Raw genomic sequence first — 15856 nt, forward strand, 5'->3', positions numbered from 1 at the left:
GCATTTAGTCCTCTACTTGCGGTAGTTGCGTGTGCAAGGACCGCAAGTAGAGGACTAAATGCCGGGTCGTCAGTGGCCGATGACCTCCGAGCCGTACCGCTTCAGGGTTTCTTCGCGCTGGTCGTGCATGAGGTACAGCGCGAACTGGTCGACCCCGAGCGAAGCCAGCTCCTCCAACCGGTCCACATGGGCCGAAGACGGCCCGAGCAGGCAGAACCGGTCCACGATCTCGTCCGGGACGAAGTCGGTCGACGGATTCCCCGCCCGTCCGTGGTGCGAGTAGTCGTAGTCCTGCCGCTCACGGATGTAGTCGGTCAGCTCGTGCGGCACCGGCCCGGAATCGCCGTAGCGCGCCACGAGATCCGCGACGTGGTTGCCGACCATCCCGCCGAACCACCGCAGCTGTTCCCGCTGGTGCGCCAGATCGTCGCCGACATACGCCGGCGCCGCGAGACAGATGGTGATCCCGCCTGGATCCCGTCCCGCCGCACGGGCCGCCTCGCGCACGGCGCCGATGGTCCACCGGGCGATAGCGGGATCGGCGCACTGGAGGATGAAGCCGTCCGCGTGTTCACCGACCGTCTTGAGCGCCTTGGGCCCGTAGCCTGCCATCCACATTTCAAGCCTGCCGTTGCGGATCCAGGGAATCTGGACCGGCTTGTCCCGCAACAGGACTTCGCGGCCCTCGGCCAGTTCCTTGACCACGTGCATGCACTCCCGCACGGTGGCCAAAGTGGACGGTGGCATCCCGACGACCCGGTGCGCCGAGTCGCCCCGGCCGATGCCGCACACCGTCCGGTTGCCGTACATGTCGTTGAGCGTGGCGAAGGTCGACGCCATCACCGACCAGTCCCGGGTGGCCGGGCTGGTCACCATCGGGCCCACGATCATCGACGACGTCGCCGCGAGGATCTGCGAGTAGACGACGAACGGTTCCTGCCACAGCACGCACGAGTCGAACGTCCAGCCGTAGCGGAAACCCTGGTCCTCGGCGGCCTTCATCAGCCGCACCAGTTCGCGCGCGGGCGGGTCGGTCTGCAGCACTATCCCGAAGTCCACGGCACCCACCTCAGTTCAGATACTGGTTCAGGTCGCGCGAGAGGAATTTCCCGTGCGTCGTACTCCCGGAGAACCCGGACGGCGACACCACCACGCGGCCGCGTGACAGCACTGTCTCGACCTTGCCGGTGATCTCCAGCCCTTCGTAGGCCGAGTAGTCGACGTTCATGTGGTGCGTTTCGACCGACAGGGTCTGTTTCGCCGCGGGGTCGTAGACGACGATGTCGGCGTCCGAACCCGCCGCGATGACCCCCTTGCGCGGGTACAGCCCGAACATCCGCGCCGGGGTGGTCGAGCACGTCTCGACCCAGCGGCCGAGGGTGAGCTCGCCCGCCACGACCCCCTGGTGCAGCAGGTCCATCCGGTGCTCGACGCCGGGGATCCCGTTGGGGATCGCGCGGAAGTCACCGCGGCCGAGTTCCTTCTGGTCCTTGAAACAGAACGGACAGTGATCCGTCGACACCACCGAAAGGTCGTTGGTGCGCAGCCCGCGCCACAGATCCGCCTGGTGCGACTTCTCGCGCAGCGGGGGAGAAGCGACGTACTTCGCGCCCTCGAAGTCCGGTTTGGCCAGGTCCTCGATGGACAGATAAAGGTACTGCGGACACGTCTCCGCGAAGACGTTTTGCCCGTCGTTACGCGCTTCCGCGACCGCCGCCAGTGCCTGCGACGCCGAGAGATGCACGATGTACAGCGGCGCCCCGGTGACCTTGGCCAGTTGGATCGCGCGCGAGGTCGCCTCGCCCTCCAGCTCCGGCGGCCGGGTGAGCCCGTGCTGCACCGGGTCGATCTTCCCGGCGGCGAACGCCTGCGCGGCCAGCTGGTCGATCGCGATGCCGTTTTCGGCGTGCATCATGATCGTGGCGCCGATCTCGCGCGCCTTCTGCATGGCCAGCAGGATCTCGCCGTCGGTGGAGTAGAACACCCCCGGGTACGCCATGAACATCTTGAAGCTGCCGACCCCGCCGTCGACGCAGGCCTGCATCTCCTTCAACGACGAATCGTCGACATCGGAGACGATCATGTGGAAGCCGTAGTCGATGGCACAGTTGCCGTCGGCCTTCTCATGCCATTTGTCCATAGTGGACAGCAGGGAGGTGCCCTTGGCCTGTACGGCGAAGTCGATGATCGTGGTCGTCCCGCCCCACGCCGCCGCCGTCGTCCCGGTGCCGAAGGAATCGACGGAATGCGTTCCGCCGAACGGCATCTCCATATGGGTGTGCGCGTCGATCCCGCCGGGCAGCACGTACTTCCCGGTGGCGTCGATGACGTCGTCGGCCGGGCCCAAAGCCCCCGGCGCGCCGACGGCCGCGATCGTCTCGCCGTCGACGAGGACGTCCGCGGCGGACGCGCCCGCCGTGGACAGCACCTGCCCGCCCTTGATGAGGGTGGTCATCACGCCTCCGCGAGGGGGCCGTAGCTGTCGGGACGGCGGTCTCGGTAGAAGGCCCACAGATCCCGTACTTCGGCGAGCAGGCCCATGTCGAGGTCGCGGACGACGATCTCCTCCTCGGTGTCGGACGCGGCTTCACCGACGAGCTGGCCGCGTGGGTCCGCGAAATAGGTTTGACCATAGAAGTCGTTGTCGCCCAAGGGTTCCACGCCCACGCGGTTGATCGTGCCGACGAAGTACTCGTTCGCGACGGCGGCCGCGGGCTGCTCCAGCCGCCACAGGTACTCCGAAAGCCCGCGGCTGGTCGCCGACGGGTTGAACACGATCTTCGCCCCGGCCAGGCCCAGCGCGCGCCAGCCCTCGGGGAAATGCCGCTCGTAACAGATGTAGACGCCGATGCGGCCGACGGCGGTGTCGAACACCGGGTAGCCCATGTTCCCGGGACGGAAGTAGAACTTCTCCCAGAAGCCCTTGACCTGCGGGATGTGGTTCTTGCGGTGCTTGCCGAGGTAAGTGCCGTCGGCGTCGATCACCGCGGCGGTGTTGTAGTACACGCCCGGCTGCTCGACCTCGTACATCGGGACGACGAGGACCACGCCGTGGCGTTCGGCCACCTCCTGCATGAGCTTCGTCGTCGGCCCGTCGGGGATGCCCTCGGTGTAGGAGTAGTAGTCGGTGTCCTGCACCTGGCAGAAATACGGGCCATAGAACAACTCCTGCAGGCAGACGACCTGCGCGCCCTGCGAAGCGGCCTTGCCGATCGCTTCGACGGCGTTGGCGATCATGGACTCCTTGTCACCCGTCCACCGCTGCTGGATCAATCCGGCTCGGACCAGGTCGCTCACTTGCATCCTCCTCGAGATAGGTGGTGCGGTTGCGTTCGGACAGGGACAGCAGCAGGTAGACGACGAAAGCGCCCACCAGGCCGACGACCCAGTTGTAGTCGTAGAGCGGTTTGAGCAACGGGATCAGCCCGTCGGCGGGGAACGGCCCGCCGTACGCGCCGCCGACCGAGAGCACGGCGCCGACCAGCGTCGCGGCCAGCGCACGCCAGTTCCAGCCGCCGTTGAACCAGTAGACGCCGCGTTCGGTGTAGAGATCCCGCAGGTTGAGGCGCGTGCGGTGGACGACCCAGTAGCCGGCGACGAGCACCCCGGCGACCGCGCCGAGCAGGCCGCCGTAGAAACCGAGCCACGCGAAGATGTAGATGTTCGGATCGGAGTAGAGCCGCCACGGCTGGATGAGGATGCCGATGATCCCGGTGATCAGCCCGCCGACGGCGAAGGTGATCTTCTTCGGGAACGCGTTGGAGAAGTCGTAGGAGGGGCTGACCACGTTGGCCGCGAGGTTCGCCGACACCGTGGCCAGCACCAGCGCGATCAGCGCGACCACCACGACGACCGGCGAGTCGAACCGGTCGGCCAGTTTCGCCGGGTCCCAGATCTGTTCGCCGTAGAGGACGCTGCCGCCCGAGGTGGTCAGGATCGCCACGATCGCGATGAACGTCATCGTGGTCGGCAGGCCGAGGATCTGACCGCGGATCTGCTTGCCCTGGCTGCCGCCGAACCGGGTGAAGTCCGGCATGTTGAGCGAAAGCGTCGACCAGAACGCGATCATCGCCATCAGCGCCGGGGCGAACACCTTCCAGAAGTCCGGTCCCCAGCCGAGTCTCCCGGGCTCCGCCAGGATCGGGCCGAAGCCGCCCGCCTTGACCAGCACGTAGCCCAGCAGGATCAGGAAGCCGACCGACACCAGCGGCGCCGTCCAGTTCTCGAATTTGCGGACCGCCTCCATGCCGCGCCAGATGATGAGCATCTGCACCAGCCAGAACACCCCGAACGAAAGCCACAGTGTCCAATGCTGGCCGAGGACGACGGTGGAGTCCTTCCAGCCGGAGCCCGCGAGCCGCCCGACGATGATGTAGATCGCTTCGCCGCCGACCCAGGTCTGGATGCCGAACCAGCCGCACGCGATGAACGCCCGCAGCAACGCCGCCAGGTTCGCGCCGCGCATGCCGAAGAAGGCGCGGGCGAACACCGGGAACGGGATGCCGTATTTCGTCCCGGCGTGGCTGTTGAGCAGCATCGGGGCGAGCACGATCAGGTTGCCGATGGTGATCGTGAGCAGCGCCTGCACCCAGTTCATCCCGAGCGCGATCAGCGACGCGGCGAGCGCGTAGGACGGGATGTTGTGCGCCATGCCCATCCACAGCGCGAAGTAGGTGTAGGTGGTCCAGGTCCGCTTTTCGACCGGGACCGGGGCGAGTTCTTCGTTGTAGAAGCGGCTGTCCTTCAAGGACTCGACCTCGCCGAGTTCGACCCGGCCATCAGGATGCACGTGCTGCGTTCCGCGTGCCGTCGGCTCCATTGCGGAATCGTGCTCGTCCACGCGGCGGAGGTGGGACTGGCAGACTGTTCACTGTTGGCGGCGTCGGAGCGCAGACTGTCGATTGCGTTCGAGCCCCCCTGGTGCATGACCTGCGTCACACACGTGGACGTCTCAATCCGGCAATCCGGCCGAAACATCTCCACAGGATCTCCACAGCTCACCCGAACGGTCTCCACGGCCGCTCCCTACAGTCATCCCCATGGAACTGGGAGGACGCCGGGTGCTGGTCGTCGAGGACGACGTGACCATCGCCGAAAGCATCGCCGCGCGGCTGCGCGCGGAGGGATTCTCGGTGGATCTGGCGCACGACGGCCCGACAGGCGTCGACGTGGACGCCACCCGGGAGCCGGACCTGGTGGTGCTGGACGTGATGCTGCCGGGGTTCGACGGGCTGGAGGTCTGCCGCCGGATCCAGGCTCGCCGCCCGGTCCCGGTGCTGATGCTGACCGCCCGTTCGGATGAGACGGACATGCTGATCGGCCTCGGCGTCGGCGCGGACGACTACCTCACCAAACCGTTCTCCATGCGGGTGCTCTCGGCGAGGGTGCACGCGCTGCTGCGCCGCGTCGACCGCTCAGCCAGGGCTGACCTGAGCGAAGCGGGCACGAAGATCGTGCTCGGCGACCTCGAAATCGACGTCGAACAGCGGCGGGTCACGCGGGCGGGGGCACCGGCGCAGCTGACGCCGATCGAGTTCGACCTGCTCGTTCATTTCGCGAAGCGACCGCGGGCGGTGCAGCCGCGGGAACGGCTGCTGAGCGAGGTCTGGGACTGGGACGTCGCCGGCACCGGGTCGGGTACCCGCGCGGTCGACAGTCACATCAAGGCACTGCGCCGCAAACTGGGCGCGGATCTCATCCGCACCGTGCACGGCGTCGGCTACGCGCTGGAGGTGGGATCGTGAACCCGCGCCCGCTCGTGGGCCGGATCGTCGACGCGCTGCCGAGACCGCTCGACCCGGTCCGCTCCATCAAACTCAAGCTCGCGATCCTGCTGGTGTCCTCCGGCGGCATCGCGTTCGCTTTCTTCAACTGGCAGATCGGCTGGCTGCCGCCGCGGACCACGATCGCCGCGATGGTGCTCGCCGTGGTCACCTCGCAGATCCTGGCGCACGGGATGACCCGGCCGCTGCGGGAGATGACCGTCGCCGCCCGCGCGATGGCCAAGGGCGACTACACCCGGCGGGTCCGGGCGACCGCGCGGGACGAGGTCGGCGAACTGGCGCACGCCTTCAACCAGATGGCCGCCGATCTCGAAGTCGCCGACCAACGGCGGCGCGAGCTCATCGCGAACGTCTCCCACGAACTCCGCACCCCGATCACCGCGTTGAACGGGGTACTGGAGAACCTGGTCGACGGGGTCGCCAAACCCGATCCGGCGACGCTGAAGACCGCGCTGCAGCAGACCGAACGGCTCGGCAGGCTCGTCTCCGAACTACTCGATCTTTCGCGGATCGACGCCGGGGCGTTTCCGTTGCAGCTGGAGGAGTTCGACCTCGAACTGCTCCTGGAGGAGGTCGCCGCCGAGGCCGGGGTGACCGCCGCCGCGACCGGCCGGGGCGTGCGGTTCGCCGTCGACGTCCAGCCGCCCGGCGCGATGGCCGTCGCCGACCGCGGCCGGCTCTACCAGGTCGTGGTGAACCTGCTCGACAACGCCGTCCGGCACGGACCGTCCGGGGGCGAGGTCCGGGTGCGGGCGGAGGCGCGCGACGCCGACGTCGTCATCGAGGTCGAAGACGAAGGCCCCGGGATCCCGCCGGGGGAACGGGACAGCGTGTTCGAGCGGTTCACCCGCGGTGAGCGGGCCGGCGGCGGGGGCACCGGCCTCGGCCTCGCGATCGCCCGGTGGGTGGTCGATCTCCACGACGGCAGCATCGCCGTCGTCAGCCCCGAAGAGCGGCCGGGCTGTGTCATCCGTGTCGTGATCCCGGTTCCGTAACCACTCGCCGTTTTCTTTCGGCGGCCCTACGCACTCAGTCGTATGTGCTTTCGCAAACTGGAGGATTCGATGAGCGAAGACCAAGAAGATCGACAGGCGCACGCGTCGCCTCCGTCGGCGACCGCCACGATGCCACCCGCGCCACCGGCACAGGTCCCGGTGCTGATGCGGCCCCGAGTGCCACCGAAGTCGGCGATCGTCCCGCTTCCCGGCTCGGTGCTGCCCGCGGCGGTCGCGGCGGGGGTGATCACCGCCGTCGCGCTGCCGGACGATCCCGGCGTCGGCTGGTTCGTGGCCGGGCTCGCCTTCGCCGTCGCCGTCTACTTCGCGGACAAGCGGGCCCGCGGCACCGCCGAGCGGCATTTCGGCCTGGTCAACGCGGTCTGGGCGCTGGCCGCGCTCGGACTGCTCGCGGTCGGAATGTTCCGCGCGTCGGTGTGGCTGAACGTGTTGTGTGTCCTGGCCGCCTGTGTGGCGGGATCTCTGGCCGTGGTCGGGAAGCGCACGGTGAACACCATCATCTACGACGTCTTCGCGGTGCCGATCGAAGCGCTGCTCGCGATCCCGTGGATCGGGCGCGGGCTTCGGAAGATCACCAAGAAGCCGGAAAGCCGCACGAGGCCGCGATTCCTGGTGCCGGTGCTGGCGAGCGCGGGACTGCTGCTGGTGTTCGTCCCGCTGCTGCGCGGTGCCGACGCCGCGTTCGCGAACGTCGTCGACGCGGTGATCCCCGAACTGAACCCGGAAACCTTCGTGCGCTGGGGTTTCCTGTTCGTCTTCGGGGCGTTCGCCGTCATCGGCGCGTGTTATCTCCTGGCGGCGCCACCACTGCCCGCCGAGGACGACGCGCCGCGTAAACGGCTGGCGCACCGACTCGAATGGGCCCTGCCGCTGGGGGTACTGGTGCTGCTGTTCGCGAGCTTCGTCGCGGTGCGCCTGGTCGTGTTGTTCGGCGGTACCGAGTACGTCACGCGCACGAGCGGCCTGACCGCGGCCGAATACGCCAGGAGCGGGTTCTGGCAGCTTTCCGCCATCACCGTGCTGACCCTGCTGCTGGTCGCGGCGGCCCTGCGGTGGGCGCCGAAGTCCTCGAAGGCCGATCGAGCGTGGCAGCGCGGGCTGCTCGGGGCGCTGAGCGTGCTCAGCCTGGTGCTGGTCGCGTCGGCGTTGAGTCGCATGTGGACATACCAGGAGGCATACGGGTTCACCGTGCTGCGGCTGCTGGTCGAGGTCTGCGAACTCTGGATCGGGCTGGTCTTCGCCCTGATCCTGGTTTCCCTGATCCCGTTGCGCTCGGCGTGGCTGCCGCGCGCGGCCATCGGCGCCGCCGCCGCGGCCCTGCTGGGGCTGGCTGTGCTGGATCCGGAACGGTTCATCGCCGAGCGCAACATCGACCGGATCGCGGCGGGCAAGACCCTCGACACCCGTTATCTGTCGGGGTTTTCCGCCGACGTCGTCCCCGCGGCGGACCGGCTCCCGGAGCCACTCCGGTCCTGTGTGCTCGGACGGGTGGTGAGGGGAATCCCGGAAGATGATTGGCGCGGATGGAACCTGAGCCGGGCCCGCGCGCGTCAGACCCCCGTCGCCACCGCGGACGGGGAGGGGTGCCCTTATCCGGCCCGTCGCTGAGCCGTGGCACCACGGCCTTGATCGCCCTCTTGGGGGTGAGGGCGATCAAGGCGGTGGTGATCGGCGGCGACCGCCGGGCCACCGAGGGGGAGGCCCGGCGGTCACCTGTCCTTTACCGGTCAGAAGGTGAAGACGCCGTCAGAGTCGGCGTCGGCGACACAGGGGTTCGGGTAGGACGTGCGGAAGGTGACCGGTTCACCGCGCCATTTGCCGACCGCGGAGACGTCCACCGGGGAGTACTCCAAGGTGCAGGCGCGCGGCTCCCCACGTAGCCTGTCGAACTTTCCGTCCACTTTGGACAGGCTGGCGCAGGCTTTGCCGCGACTCGGGTGTGAGCCGCCGGTGGGCTGGCAGGTGAGCGAAACGGTGCCGATCCGGCCGTTGGAGTGGTGGCTGGTCAGCTGGAACGTGGAGTCGGCGGGCTGCACCGGGGCCAGACAGGCCAGCGCGAGCATGCAGGTGCCGATCGGTTCGAAGAAAGCCATATCAACCCTATCGGCTGACGTGCCCCGGTGACTGTGTTCCTCGCCCGGGTGAGATTTACTCACCCGGTCGAGTGGTCGGCGTCTTCTCGGATGTCGTGGGCGAGCAAGGCGACGTAGAGGGAGAGCATCGATTCCGGCTCCTCCAGCCGCACGCCGAGCACCTGCTCGATCCGGGCCAGTTGCTGGTAGTAGGCGGTGCGGGAGGTGTGCGCCGCGGCCGCGGCGGCCGATTTGTTGCCCCCGTGTTCGCAGTAATGCCGCAGTGCCTGCACGAGCCTGCTGCCCTGCGCCGCGTCCCGGCTCAGCAGCGGGCCCAGTTCCCGCGCGGCGAACGCGGTGATCCGTTCGTCGCCCGCCAGCAGGTGCAGTAGTCCGCGCAACCGGACGTCGTCGAGCCGGTGGACCAGCCGCTCGGCTTTCTCCGTGAGTGCTGCGGCGGCGACTTGAGCGGCCTCGATGAGCGTCCGGCGTGCTTCGGCGGGTCCGGTGCCGGTCGTGCCCACCGCCACCACGGCTGGCGCGCTGGCGCGGGCCTCGTGGATGTCGGTGGCCAGCCGCCGCAGGACCGCGTCGACCCCCGCCTCCGGGGAAAGCGCGATGAGCGCGCGCACCAAGGTGTCGTCGGCGGCCACCAGCGCGGACACCTTGGCCCGCCGCGCGGCGAGCGCGGTCGCCTCGGCGAGTTCCCTCAGCAGCACGGGAGTCGACTGCGCGGTCTTGGTGGTCGCGGTGATCCGGGGCCGCACGGCGACCCCGACCAGCAGGCGTCCCGTCAGCGGGACCCCCAGCGCGGAGGCGCGCGCGGTGAGTTCGGCGGGCGGCACCGGGTTCGCCAGCAGTTCGGTCAGGATCGCGCGGTGCGCCTGGCGTTCCAGCCCGTCGGTGTCCTTGGCGACCAGCCGGTGGACGGCGAGCGCGGACGCGGCGCGTTCGGCGACCACGACATGCCGTCGCGGCGGCGGATCCCCGCACACCACGATCAGCCGTCCCCAGTCGTGCCCGCGCGCGCCGACCACGGTGACCAGCCAGCCCGCGCCGGCGTGGAAACCGGTCCGCTCCCCGACCTGCACCGGGCGCGACCGCGACGGCCAGCCGGGCAGCAGCTCACCCGAGTCGGTGCCCGCCGTGTCGTAGGCGAGGACCTCGTGCGACAGGGTCTCCAGCACGACGGGATGTTCGGTGAGTCTCGCGACCTCGCGGAGGATGTCCCCGGGCTCGGCACCGGCCACGGTCAGCGCGGTGAAGGTCTCGTGGACCCGTTCAGCCGCCCGGAGTTCGTCGACCTGGGCGTCCACGATCAGCCCGTTCACCGCCTCGGTGACCGACACGAAGCGCGTCTCCCTGGAAAGGGTGATCAGCGGGACACCGTGGTGATCCGCGGCCTCGACCAGCGCGGACGGCAGCTTGTCACTCCAATGACGGACCAGTTCGACGACCACCCCGGCCACCCCGACCCCGGCCAGATCGGCGACGTACCTGGCGAGCGCCGCGCCGTCGTCGGGCAGCGCGACCCCGGTGGTGAGCACGAGTTCCCCGCCCCGCAGCAACGGGGCGATGTCCGCGACCTCGGCGACGTGCGCCCAGCGGACCGGCGCGTCCAGCCCCGCCGCCCCCGCCACCACATGGGGCCTGCCCTGGCGCAGCACCGGCAGCGCGAGCACCTCGGCGACGGTCGGGTACATCGGCCTCCCACCTGGTCGGAACGCTGGAGACAGACTGTACGGCCGGACCGAGGAGTCCGTACACGTTGCCGATGGCGTCGGTGTGGCGCGCGCCCCCAGACTCGACCGGGAGCAGGCATCCGGCGACCAGGAGGGCGGAAATCCGTGACCGACCACATCAACCACTGGATAGACGGCAAGCCGTTCGAAGGCGTGAGCGGACGATCCGGTGACGTGTTCGATCCGGCCACCGGTCAGGTGCGGGCGAAGGTCGCCTTCGCGGCGCAGGATGACGTCGACGCCGCGGTCGCGGCCGCGGCCCGGGCGCTCCCGGGCTGGCGCGGGACGTCGCTGGCCGGGCGGACGCGGGTGCTGTTCGCCTTCCGCGAGCTGCTGTCGGCGCGGCGTGACGAGCTGACGAAGATCGTCACCAGTGAGCACGGCAAGGTGGAATCCGACGCGGCGGGCGAGATCGCGCGCGCCATCGAGAACGTCGAGTTCGCCTGTGGCGCGGCGCAACTGCTCAAGGGCGGCTTCAGCGAGAACGCCTCGACCGGCGTCGACGTCTACTCGATCGCGCAGCCGCTGGGCGTGGTCGGCGTGATCTCCCCGTTCAACTTCCCGGCCATGGTCCCGCTGTGGTTCGTGCCCAACGCGCTGGCCTGCGGCAACACCGTCGTGCTCAAGCCGAGTGAGAAGGACCCGTCGGCGGCCGTGTTCATCGCGGAGCTGTTCGCCGAGGCGGGCCTGCCCGACGGCGTCCTCAACGTCCTGCACGGCGACAAGGTCGCCGTCGACGGGTTGCTGGAACACCGCGACGTCAAGGCGATCTCGTTCGTCGGGTCGACGCCGATCGCGAAGTACGTCTACGAAACCGGGACCAGGCACGGGAAACGCGTGCAGGCGCTCGGCGGGGCGAAGAACCACATGGTCGTCCTCCCCGACGCCGACCTCGATCTCGCCGCCGACGCGGCCGTCTCCGCGGGCTTCGGCTCGGCGGGGGAGCGGTGCATGGCGGTGTCGGTCGTGGTCGCGGTCGACCCGGTCGGCGACGAACTGGTCGCGAAGATCGCCGAGCGGATCACGCGGCTGCGCGTCGGTGACGGCAGGCGGCCGACGTCGGAGATGGGGCCGCTCGTCACCGCGGCGCACCACGAACGCGTCGAGTCCTATGTGGAAGCGGGTGTCGAAGCGGGCGCCCGGCTCGTCGTCGACGGACGCGGGATCGAGGTCGACGGCGAGGACGGCGGGTTCTGGCTCGGCCCGACGTTGTTCGACCACGTGACCCCGGAGATGTCGGTCTACACCGACGAGATCTTCGGGCCGGTGCTTTCGGTCGCGCGCGCCGAGGGCTACGACGCGGCGCTGGAGCTGGTGAACGCCAACGCCTACGGCAACGGCACCGCGATCTTCACCAACGACGGACGGGCCGCGCGGCGGTTCCAGAACGAGGTCGAGGTCGGGATGGTCGGGGTGAACGTGCCGATCCCGGTGCCGGTCGGCTACTACTCCTTCGGCGGCTGGAAGGACTCGCTGTTCGGCGACACCCACGCCTACGGGCCGGAGGGATTCCACTTCTTCACGCGGACGAAGGTGGTCACCTCACGCTGGCCCGACCCCTCGCAGGGCGGCGTGAACCTCGGCTTCCCGCGCAACAGCTGACGGCGATCCGGCTCGTGAGTGGTAATGACGGTTAGAACCGTCATTACCACTCACGAGACCCCAAAGATGTCCTGAGGGCTCCTCGGGCACTATGCCTTCCGTAAACTCGTTGTGAGGACGAGCTGAGGGAGGTGCAGGTGGCCAACGCGGAAGAACGCCGCTTCGAAGTGCTGCGCGCGATCGTCGCTGATTACGTGTCCAACCAGGAGCCCGTGGGATCCAAGGCGATCGTCGACCGGCACAATCTCGGTGTGTCCAGCGCCACAGTGCGCAACGACATGGCCGCGCTCGAAGAAGAGGGTTACATCACCCAGCCCCACACCAGCGCGGGGCGCATCCCCACCGACAAGGGATACCGGCTCTTCGTCGACCGGATCGCCGAGGTCAAACCGCTGAGCGCGGCCGAACGCCGCGCCATCACGGCCTTCCTCGACAGCGGCACCGACGTCGACGACGTGCTGCGCCGGTCCGTCCGGCTGCTCGCGCAGCTGACCAGGCAGGTCGCGGTCATCCAGTACCCGATGATGACCAACTCCGCCGTCCGCCACCTCGAAGTGGTGCCGCTCACCCCGGCCCGGCTGATGCTGGTGCTGATCACCGACTCCGGCCGCGTCGACCAGCGCACGGTCGACCTCGGCGACGTCATCACCGAGGAGAACGTCGGCAGGCTGCGCACGGTGCTGAACGGCGCGCTCGCGGGCCGCAGGCTGTCCGAAGCCGCCGCCTCGGTCGCCGAACTGCCCGAAAAGGCGCCGGGCGAACTGCGCGACAACCTCACCCGTGTCTGCACCGTGCTGGTGGAATCGCTGGTCGAGCACCCCGAAGAACGGCTGGTGCTCGGGGGTACGGCGAACCTCACCCGCAACGTCTCGGACTTCCCCGGATCGCTCCGGCAGGTACTGGAAGCGCTCGAGGAGCAGGTCATCGTGCTCAAGCTCCTCGCGGCCGCTCGCAACCCCGGTGCGGTCACCGTGCGCATCGGTGAGGAAAATGAGGACGAGCAGATGCGCAGCACCTCGGTGGTTTCCATCGGCTACGGCATGGACGACATGCTGCTGGGCGGGATGGGCGTCGTCGGGCCGACCAGGATGGACTACCCGAACACCATCGCCGCGGTGCGCGCGGTGGCGAACTACGTGGGGCAGATCCTCGCCGGCCGCTAACGCGGGCGTCGAGATCGAAGTCAGAAGGAGAAGGCGAAGACGGTGGCGAGGGACTATTACGGCATTCTCGGGGTTGCGAAGAACGCGACGGATCAGGAGATCAAGCGCGCGTACCGCAAGCTGGCCCGTGAACTGCACCCCGACGTCAACCCGTCGGAGGACGCGCAGCACCGCTTCGGTGAGGTGACCACCGCCTACGAGGTGCTGTCGGACCCGCAGAAGCGCAAGATCGTCGACCTCGGCGGCGACCCGATGGACAGCGGCGCACGCGGGAACGGCGGCGGCGACCCCTTCTCCGGCTTCGGTGGTCTCGGCGACATCATGGACGCCTTCTTCGGCGCCGCGGGAGGTGGCGGCGGACGCGGCCGCGGACCGCGCAGCCGCGTCCAGCCCGGCTCCGACGCGCTCATCCGCCTCGGCCTCACGCTGGAGGAATGCGCCACCGGCGTCGACCGGGAGATCACCGTCGACACCGCCATCGTCTGCGACCTGTGCCGCGGCGCCGGCGCGGCCGAAGGCACCGGCACCAAGACCTGCGACACCTGCGGCGGCGCCGGTGAGGTCCAGTCCGTGCAGCGGTCGTTCCTCGGCCAGGTCGTCACCGCCCGCCCCTGCCCGGTCTGCCGCGGCTTCGGCGAGGTCATCCCCGACCCCTGCCGTCAGTGCGGCGGCGACGGCCGCGTCCGCGCGCGCCGCAACGTCACCGCGAAGATCCCGCCAGGCGTCGGCGACGGGATGCGCATCCGGCTGTCCGGCCAAGGCGAGGTCGGCCCCGGCGGCGGCGCCGCCGGAGACCTCTACGTCGAGATCGACGAGGCACCGCACGAGGTGTTCGTCCGGCAGGGCAACGACCTGCACTGCAACTTCCGCATCCCGATGACCACTGCCGCCCTCGGTGCCACGGTGCCCATCGAGACACTCATCGACGGCGACTACGAACTCGACATCGAACCGGGCACCCAGCCCGCCACCGAACTCGTGCTCACCGGCAAGGGCATGCCGCGCCTGCGGTCCTCCGGCCGCGTCGACGGCCGCGGCGACCTCCACGTCCACATCGACGTCGTCGTACCGACCAAACTCGACGACGCCCAGCGCGACCTCCTCGTCGAACTGGCCCGGCAGCGTGGCGAAGACGTGCCGTCACTGTCTTCGAACGGTTCCAAACCCGGCGGGCTGTTCTCCAAGCTGCGCACCAAGAACCACCGGTAACCCGTGCCCGAGACGACACTGCCGGTCTTCCTCACCGCCGCGCTGCCCGGCTCCGGGCGCACCACCCTCGACGGCGAGGAAGCCCGGCACGCCGCCACCGTCCGGCGACTCCGGGTCGGCGAGCGTCTCGTGCTTTCCGACGGCGCGGGCGGCATGGCGCGCTGCGTCGTCGAAACCGTCCAAGCCGGCCGCGACGCGGCACTCACCCTCGCCATCGAAGAACACTGGACCGAGGAACCACCCGCACTCCGCGTCATCGTCGCCCAAGCCCTCGCCAAAGGCGATCGCGGCGAACTCGCCGTCGAACTCGCCACCGAAGCGGGCGCCGACGCGATCGTCCCCTGGCGCGCCGCCCGCAGTGTCGCCCGCTGGGAAGAGGGAACCCGCGGTGACAAAGCCCTCACCCGCTGGCGCACCACCGCCCGCGCCGCCGCCAAACAAGCCCGCCGCGCCCACGTCCCCGAAGTCGCCGAACCCGCGAACATCCGCGAACTCGCCGAGCTCGTCCCAACCGTTTCCCGTGCCCTCGTCCTCGAATCCGGCATCACCACCCGGCTCACCGAGATCGAACTCCCGCCACAAGGCGACATCCTCCTCGTCGTCGGCCCCGAAGGCGGCATCACCGACGACGAACTCATCACCCTCACCGACGCCGGCGCCACCGCCATCCGGTTGGGCCCCACCGTTTTGCGCACCTCCACCGCCGCCGCCGTCGCCCTCGGCGCGCTAGGAGTTCTCACCGGCCGCTGGAAGTGAAAAAACACCCCACTATTTTGCGGCGAGTTATGGCGCGATCACGCAAACAGCCGTTACTCTCGTTAACTGACGCGCAACACACGGTTTCGGCGCGCCACTGGGGATGAAGCCCAGTCGCGCGCGTGAATCCCCGCCGGGCACCTCCCCCCTCGGTCCGGCGGAGCCGCGGCGGCGGTGGACCGACCCCCAGGGTCCACCGCGCCGCGGCGTCTTCATTTGGGGGCTTCGCATGCTCGCTTCGCTCGTTGCGCCGCCCCGAATTTCGACGCCGCGGCGCGGTTCCGCGTGCCTGCCCGGGGGACCGGGCCCCACGGGGCGTCCGGCGGCGGTTGGCGTTTGGGGGGGCGGCTTCGGGCCTGGCGGCCCTTGCCTGGTGAGTGGGGGGCCAGCGGGTGTGGGGGTCGTGAGTGGCGATTCGGGTTCTAAGCCGAATCGCCACTCACGACTACTGCGGGGCGGGGGAGGGGGTGGGCGTTGGGGTGGGGGGAGGGGTGACAAGGAGAAGTTGTTCGA

The 15856-nt window shown here is 69.2% G+C and carries 13 protein-coding genes; 7 read left to right on the plus strand and 6 right to left on the minus strand.

From position 1 onward, the window contains the following. Positions 1-69: 69 nt before the first annotated feature. Genes ACZ54P_RS23520 through ACZ54P_RS23535 form a run of 4 tightly spaced genes read right to left on the minus strand, consistent with a single transcriptional unit; the run spans position 70 to position 4819 of the window. Positions 70-1059 carry a TIGR03842 family LLM class F420-dependent oxidoreductase gene (locus tag ACZ54P_RS23520; protein ID WP_465463710.1) on the minus strand — a complete coding sequence of 330 codons (990 nt, stop codon included), beginning with the start codon at positions 1057-1059 and terminating at the stop codon, positions 70-72. A 10-nt stretch (positions 1060-1069) separates the two neighbouring features. After that, on the minus strand, positions 1070-2455 hold the full coding sequence (hydA, locus tag ACZ54P_RS23525) for a dihydropyrimidinase (RefSeq protein ID WP_465463711.1): 1386 nt from the start codon (positions 2453-2455) through the stop codon (positions 1070-1072). Further along, entirely contained in the window at positions 2455-3297 is an 843-nt protein-coding gene (locus ACZ54P_RS23530; protein ID WP_465463712.1) for a nitrilase-related carbon-nitrogen hydrolase, read from the minus strand. Before ACZ54P_RS23530 ends, hydA begins: the two co-directional genes overlap by 1 nt. Then, positions 3248-4819, minus strand: a complete 1572-nt coding sequence (locus tag ACZ54P_RS23535) for an NCS1 family nucleobase:cation symporter-1 (protein ID WP_465463713.1) — start codon at positions 4817-4819, stop codon at positions 3248-3250. Before ACZ54P_RS23535 ends, ACZ54P_RS23530 begins: the two co-directional genes overlap by 50 nt. A 241-nt stretch (positions 4820-5060) precedes the next feature. Here ACZ54P_RS23535 and ACZ54P_RS23540 point away from each other — a divergent pair, with 241 nt between their 5' ends. From ACZ54P_RS23540 to ACZ54P_RS23550, 3 genes are all read left to right on the plus strand, one after another. Next, positions 5061-5744 (plus strand): response regulator transcription factor, encoded by a 684-nt coding sequence (locus tag ACZ54P_RS23540; RefSeq protein ID WP_465463852.1) that lies wholly within the window; start codon positions 5061-5063, stop codon positions 5742-5744. Next, the gene (locus ACZ54P_RS23545) at positions 5741-6778 is read left to right on the plus strand and encodes a HAMP domain-containing sensor histidine kinase (protein ID WP_465463714.1); all 1038 of its coding nucleotides are present in this window, start codon (positions 5741-5743) and stop codon (positions 6776-6778) included. Before ACZ54P_RS23540 ends, ACZ54P_RS23545 begins: the two co-directional genes overlap by 4 nt. Before the next feature lie 69 nt (positions 6779-6847). After that, complete coding sequence (locus tag ACZ54P_RS23550) at positions 6848-8407, plus strand: DUF4153 domain-containing protein (protein ID WP_465463715.1); 1560 nt, start codon at positions 6848-6850, stop codon at positions 8405-8407. A 119-nt stretch (positions 8408-8526) separates the two neighbouring features. Here ACZ54P_RS23550 and ACZ54P_RS23555 read toward each other — a convergent pair whose 3' ends face one another. Both ACZ54P_RS23555 and ACZ54P_RS23560 read right to left on the minus strand, forming a co-directional pair. Further along, positions 8527-8892: an SSI family serine proteinase inhibitor gene (locus ACZ54P_RS23555; RefSeq protein WP_465463716.1), complete on the minus strand. Its 366-nt coding sequence runs from the start codon at positions 8890-8892 to the stop codon at positions 8527-8529. A 59-nt stretch (positions 8893-8951) separates the two neighbouring features. Beyond that, on the minus strand, positions 8952-10574 hold the full coding sequence (locus ACZ54P_RS23560) for a PucR family transcriptional regulator (RefSeq protein WP_465463717.1): 1623 nt from the start codon (positions 10572-10574) through the stop codon (positions 8952-8954). 144 nt (positions 10575-10718) lie between these two features. On the opposite strand from ACZ54P_RS23560, the gene ACZ54P_RS23565 reads away from it, so the two are divergent. The 4 genes from ACZ54P_RS23565 (at position 10719) to ACZ54P_RS23580 (ending at position 15343) form a co-directional block, all read left to right on the plus strand. Beyond that, positions 10719-12215, plus strand: a complete 1497-nt coding sequence (locus ACZ54P_RS23565) for a CoA-acylating methylmalonate-semialdehyde dehydrogenase (protein WP_465463718.1) — start codon at positions 10719-10721, stop codon at positions 12213-12215. 137 nt (positions 12216-12352) lie between these two features. Beyond that, positions 12353-13378, plus strand: a complete 1026-nt coding sequence (hrcA, locus tag ACZ54P_RS23570; RefSeq protein WP_465463719.1) for a heat-inducible transcriptional repressor HrcA — start codon at positions 12353-12355, stop codon at positions 13376-13378. A gap of 42 nt (positions 13379-13420) precedes the next feature. Beyond that, positions 13421-14587 (plus strand): molecular chaperone DnaJ, encoded by a 1167-nt coding sequence (gene dnaJ, locus ACZ54P_RS23575; protein WP_465463720.1) that lies wholly within the window; start codon positions 13421-13423, stop codon positions 14585-14587. A gap of 3 nt (positions 14588-14590) precedes the next feature. After that, the gene (locus ACZ54P_RS23580; RefSeq protein ID WP_465463721.1) at positions 14591-15343 is read left to right on the plus strand and encodes a 16S rRNA (uracil(1498)-N(3))-methyltransferase; all 753 of its coding nucleotides are present in this window, start codon (positions 14591-14593) and stop codon (positions 15341-15343) included. Positions 15344-15856 lie beyond the last annotated feature (513 nt).

It is taken from the genome of Amycolatopsis sp. NPDC034160, assembly GCF_055575355.1.

Excerpts from the sequence above, each read along its gene's own strand:
- hydA (WP_465463711.1), bottom strand. The coding sequence starts at position 2,455 with ATGACCACCCTCATCAAGGGCGGGCAGGTGCTGTCCACGGCGGGCGCG.
- ACZ54P_RS23535 (WP_465463713.1), bottom strand. The coding sequence starts at position 4,819 with ATGGAGCCGACGGCACGCGGAACGCAGCACGTGCATCCTGATGGCCGG.
- ACZ54P_RS23550 (WP_465463715.1), top strand. The coding sequence starts at position 6,848 with ATGAGCGAAGACCAAGAAGATCGACAGGCGCACGCGTCGCCTCCGTCG.
- ACZ54P_RS23555 (WP_465463716.1), bottom strand. The coding sequence starts at position 8,892 with ATGGCTTTCTTCGAACCGATCGGCACCTGCATGCTCGCGCTGGCCTGT.
- ACZ54P_RS23560 (WP_465463717.1), bottom strand. The coding sequence starts at position 10,574 with ATGTACCCGACCGTCGCCGAGGTGCTCGCGCTGCCGGTGCTGCGCCAG.